Annotated in this window: 5 protein-coding genes; 2 read left to right on the top strand and 3 right to left on the bottom strand. The window is 63.3% G+C overall.

Going from position 1 to position 4,961, the window contains the following annotated elements:
- Positions 1–32: 32 nt before the first annotated feature.
- Both R6U20_RS02395 and R6U20_RS02390 read right to left on the bottom strand, forming a co-directional pair.
- Entirely contained in the window at positions 33–1,022 is a 990-nt protein-coding gene (locus R6U20_RS02395) for a Gfo/Idh/MocA family protein (protein ID WP_410336274.1), read from the bottom strand.
- A gap of 43 nt (positions 1,023–1,065) precedes the next feature.
- A complete protein-coding gene (locus R6U20_RS02390; RefSeq protein WP_410336273.1) occupies positions 1,066–2,433 on the bottom strand; it encodes a nicotinate phosphoribosyltransferase in 1,368 nt (455 codons plus the stop codon).
- Positions 2,434–2,630: 197 nt separating this feature from the next.
- On the opposite strand from R6U20_RS02390, the gene der reads away from it, so the two are divergent.
- Entirely contained in the window at positions 2,631–3,929 is a 1,299-nt protein-coding gene (gene der, locus R6U20_RS02385) for a ribosome biogenesis GTPase Der (RefSeq protein ID WP_410336272.1), read from the top strand.
- Between the two features lie 42 nt (positions 3,930–3,971).
- Positions 3,972–4,715, top strand: a complete 744-nt coding sequence (locus R6U20_RS02380) for a CDP-alcohol phosphatidyltransferase family protein (RefSeq protein WP_410336271.1) — start codon at positions 3,972–3,974, stop codon at positions 4,713–4,715.
- 27 nt (positions 4,716–4,742) lie between these two features.
- On the opposite strand, the gene R6U20_RS02375 is transcribed toward R6U20_RS02380, so the two are convergent.
- Positions 4,743–4,961: hypothetical protein (locus R6U20_RS02375; RefSeq protein ID WP_410336270.1), on the bottom strand; the 219-nt coding region annotated here is incomplete at its 5' end.

Raw genomic sequence — 4,961 nt, 5'->3', positions numbered from 1 at the left:
CGTGGAAGCGCTCTCATGCCCGGCGCCCTCCATCACACCCGCGCCTCCCACGCGGGCAGTCCACACGCCTCGCGCACCTGGTCGAGCGTGCGCATCACCGCAACCGTATCGTCCAGCGGGAGCACCGGACTCTCTGCGTGCCCGGCCCGCAGGCACTCCTGTACATGCGCGGCCTCGAAATGATAGCCGTGCCCGTCAAACGGATGCGCCTCCATCACCGGCGGCACCGCCCGCCCCGTGAGCGCTACTGCCGGACTGTGCCACCACGGCGCATCCAGGCGCAGTGTGCCATCGGGACCGGTAGCGTGGGCCAGGCGCGTGCCCTGCTCCCGAAAGGAGGTCGTCAGCACCGCCTGCCGGTTGTCCTCGTAATGCAGCGTCGCCGTCACGCTCTCCTCCACACCGGTCGTGCCGCGAATAGCCGTGGCTGCACACGAGGAAGGTTCGCCTAGCACCTGATGCGCCCACCACACCGCGTACACGCCCAAGTCCAGCAGCACCCCGCCGCCCAGGTCCGGGTCAAAGAGCCGATGCGATGCATCAAACGCCCGCAAGGCACTCAAGTCAGCGCGCACGGTCTTCACGTCGCCAATGCGCCCATCCGCAATGAGCCGCAGGGTGCGCTGCACGGCCGGGATGAACGCGGTCCACATCGCCTCCATCACGAACACACCTGCACGGCGGGCCGCACGGCGCACCGTTTCGGCTTCAGCAGCATTCATCGTAAAAGGCTTCTCCACCAGCACCGGCAGGCCCGCATCAATGCACCGAAGCGCCTGCTCTGCATGAAACGGATGCGGTGTCGCAATATAGATGGCATCCACCGCATCCGACTGAATGAGCGTGTCGTAGTCCCCAAACGCATGTGATACGTCGTGCTCGCGGGCAAACGCCTCCGCGCGCGCCTCCGACCGCGACCCCACGGCAGCGCAGATCGCATCGGGACAGTGCGTCAGATCCTCGGCAAACAGGGTGGCAATGGAGCCGGTGCCCAGCAGGCCCCAGCGCAGTGGAGTGGGCATAGCAGTGACGAGATTTTTAGGGAGAAAGTGAAGCAGCGGCGGCTTACGTGGTCATTTCGGCGCGGAGCCGCTCGGCAGTGGCTTCGGTGCGATCTTGCAGCGCACCCGAAATGGTAACGGGGTACGCAGGCGCCTCCTCCAGAGCGTGCAGGCGCGGCGGCAGTGCAGCAAGGGCCTCCTGCGTGCGACTGCGCAGCGCGTCGAGCGAGGGGGCGTCGTTGGTGCGAGTGCCGTTGTGCATGACGCGCTTGAGGAGCGGCGTGCCCGTGTCGGGCAGATCGTCGGCGGGAGCAATGACATCGCCGGTGGCCATGCCCTGATCGTCGAACGTACGTACCACCTGCTTGCGTCCCACCAGGTTCTTCTTGTTGGGCGCCAGCTTCATGCGGGGCGTGCCATCGTAGGCGCTGAGCTTATACGCCGTATCCAGGTACGGCTGATCGGCGATGGTGCCCAGCTTGGTGCCCACGCCAAACCCGTCGATGGGTGCGCCCTGATCGACAAGATCGGCAATGGCATGCTCCTCCAGCCCGCCACTCACCAGAATATCCACGTCGTGCAGTCCAGCATCGTCAAGGATCGACCGCGCCTTGTGGGCCAGATCGCCCAGATCGCCCGAATCCAGCCGGATGCCGCGCACCTGAAAGGCATCGCCGCGCGCCTTGGCCATCTCAACCACGCGGTGCACCCCATCGAGCGTGTCGTAGGTGTCCACCAGCAGCACCGTGTCGGGGTAGCAGTCGGCAAACGCGGTGAAGGCGTCCATTTCGGTGTCGTGCGCCTCGATGTAGCTGTGCGCCATGGTGCCCGTCACGGGCAGACCATAGGCCTTTCCAGCAGCCACATTCGAAGTCGCATCGATCCCGGCAATGTAGCCCGAGCGGGCGGCTTTGAGCGGGGCATCGGTGCCGTGCATGCGGCGCATCCCGAAATCGGCCACCAGGCGTTCGGTGCCGTCGTGCGTAGCGGCGTGCTTCACGCGAGCCGCCTTCGAGGCATATCCTGTTTGATACGTAATCTGGTTCAGCAGAAAGGTCTCCACCAGTTGCGCCTCGCCGATGGGCGCAACCACCTCCAGGATGGGCTCATCTGGAAAGACGGGCGTGCCTTCGGGCATGGCATAGACATCGCCGGTGAAGCGAAAGTCTGCGAGCCCGTCGACAAAATCGTCGTCGAAGGTGTCGAGCGAGTGCAGGTAGTCCCGATCGGACTCGGTGAACCGCAGCGATTCCAGATACGACAGCACCGTATCCAGCCCGCACGCCAGCAGGTAATTGCGATCGCGCAGGCGGCGGCAGAACAGCGAGAAGACCGCCGGAGCGTGCATGCCTTCGCGCTCATAGGCCTGCAGCATGGTGAGCTGATACAGGTCGGTGTGCAGCGCAAGCGAGTTGGATGCAGAGTCGGGCATAGCGACAAAACAATGAGCAAAAGTAGAATGGACAGTGCTGTACCGCACGTCCGAGTGCAGGTTTGCGCGTTCACCCGTTCGTTGCGAAGCCTGTGTGGCATCGGCCCCGCTGCGTGGCCGCCAATGGGGAACGCAACACCCACAGTTCGTTCAAGGCCATCTGTCTTCACGCTTTCAATCTACACTGCGCACTCCTCATGCTTGTCGCTATTGTCGGACGCCCCAACGTGGGGAAGTCCACGCTCTTCAACCGCCTTACCGGACGCAAACGCGCCATCGTCGACGACCAGCCCGGCGTCACGCGCGACCGCGTGTATGGCGAAATAGAGTGGGGCGGGCGCACCATCCCCGTCGTGGATACCGGCGGCTACGTGCCGCACTCCGCCGAGCGCTTCGAAACCGCCATTCGCGAGCAGGTCGATATTGCGCTGTCGGATGCGGACGTGGTGCTCTTCGTAACGGATGTGACCACCGGCATCACCGACATCGACGAAGAGATGACGCAGCGCTTTCGCCGGGCGGATACGCCGGTGCTGCTCGTGGCCAACAAGGCCGACAACGACGAGCGCCGCTGGGCCGCCAACGAGATGTACGGCCTCGGCTTCGACGAAATCTACCCGGTCAGTGCCTCGAACGGCATCGGCACGGGCGAACTGCTCGACGCGCTCCTGGAGAAGCTGCCCGACACGGAGGAGACCGCGCTCGATGAGCGCACGGGCATCGCCGTCATCGGACGCCCCAACGTGGGCAAGTCGTCGTTCATCAACGCGCTGCTGGGCTTCGACCGCTCCATCGTCACCGAAGTCAGCGGCACCACCCGCGACGCGGTCCACTCGCAGGTGGAGTACGAGGGCCGCGAGCTCACCCTCATTGATACCGCCGGACTGCGTAAAAAGGCCAAGGTGAAAGAGAACATCGAGTTTTACAGCGCCCTGCGTAGCGAACGGGCCGTGCGTGAAGCGGATGTGTGCATCTTAATGGTGGATGCGACCGTAGGACTTGAGAACCAGGATGTGCGCGTCTTCCGGCAGGCCGAGAAGCACAAAAAGGGCATGGTCCTCGCCGTGAACAAGTGGGATCTGGTCGAGAAGGATACGAAGACGGCGAAGCGGTACGAGGAGTACTTCCACCGCATTCTGGATCGGCAGTCGCACGTGCCCATTGTGTTTACCTCGGCGGTCACGCGGCAGCGCGTGTACAAGGTGCTGGACACGGCGCTGAAGGTAGCCGACGAGCGGGCTAAGCGGATCCAAACGAGCACGCTGAACGACATGCTGCAAGATGCCGTGCAGGCACACTACCCGCCTTCGTATCGTGGCAACCACGTCAAGATCAAGTTTGCTACGCAAGTGCGCGCCGATCCGCCAGTGTTTGCCTTCTTCTGCAACCACCCCGACGGCGTGAAAGCGTCGTACCAACGCTACCTCGAAGGCAAGCTGCGCGAGTCGTTTGGATTCGACGGCGTACCGCTCACGCTCGTGTTCAAGCAGAAGTAATGTTGCTCTATATCGCGCCTGCGCCCCAGCAGGCTGTTGCCGATGTCCACTGATTCCTCCCCACGTCTTGTTGCTCGGCGCCTCCGCGCGTACGGTGTGCATGTGCTCACCGCCAGCGGCGTGGTGCTGGCGCTGCTCAGCATCGGCGAACTGTTCAGCAGTCAGCCCGATCTGCGCTGGGTGTTCGGCTACCTGGGCGCGGCCATCATCATCGACGCGGTCGACGGCTCGCTGGCCCGCGAATGGGACGTGCTCACCTACGCCGCAAGCACCGAGGGCCACACGCTCGACGACCTGGTCGACTACCTCACGTTCACGTTCATCCCGCTCGTGGTGGTGTGGCAGATGGACTGGCTCGTGGGCCCCACCACGCTCTGGATTGCTGCCGCGCTCATGGCCAGTCTGTTCGGCTTCTCGCATGCCGATGCCAAGCAAACCGAAACGGGCTTCTTCCGCGGCTTCCCGTCGTACTGGAATCTGGTGGCCTACCACATCGGACTCATCGTCACGGCGTTCCCCGAGCACGGTCCGCTACTCATGACCGGGCTGGTCATCATGCTGGCGATTCTCACGGTGGTGCCCATCCAGGTGCTCTACCCCACGCGCACGCCCCAGCCATGGCGCAGGCCCGTGCTGTGGGGCGCCGTCGTTTGGGCTATTCTCTTGGCCGCCATGCTCCCCACCTATCCCAATATTCCGGCATGGGGCGATCCGTGGTTGCTGCCTCTGTCGCTGCTCTACCCGCTCTTCTACGCCGTGCTGTCGTACGTAGCGGCGTATCGGTGAGGTAGGGGGCTCACTTCGTAGACATGCTCAGTCGCGGAAGTCCTCATAGTAGAGTTTGAATTCGCCGTCGGTGACATGCACCGTATCCGGGAGACGGTACAGGTGTTCAAACTCATCTCGTTCGTAGTCGCGCCGGGCAAAGCTGCCCTGCCAGGTGCCTTCAATCACCTGATTTTCTTCATCATAGCGAGTAATCGTGACCTGGTTTGTAGAGTCAGGGATGGGATCGTGAAAAGAGATCGTCAC

Source organism: Longimonas sp. (genome assembly GCF_046498435.1).
Lineage (GTDB): Bacteria > Bacteroidota > Rhodothermia > Rhodothermales > Salinibacteraceae > Longimonas.
Note: the sequence above shows the minus strand (reverse complement) of the source record. Positions and strands in the feature narration are given on the sequence as shown.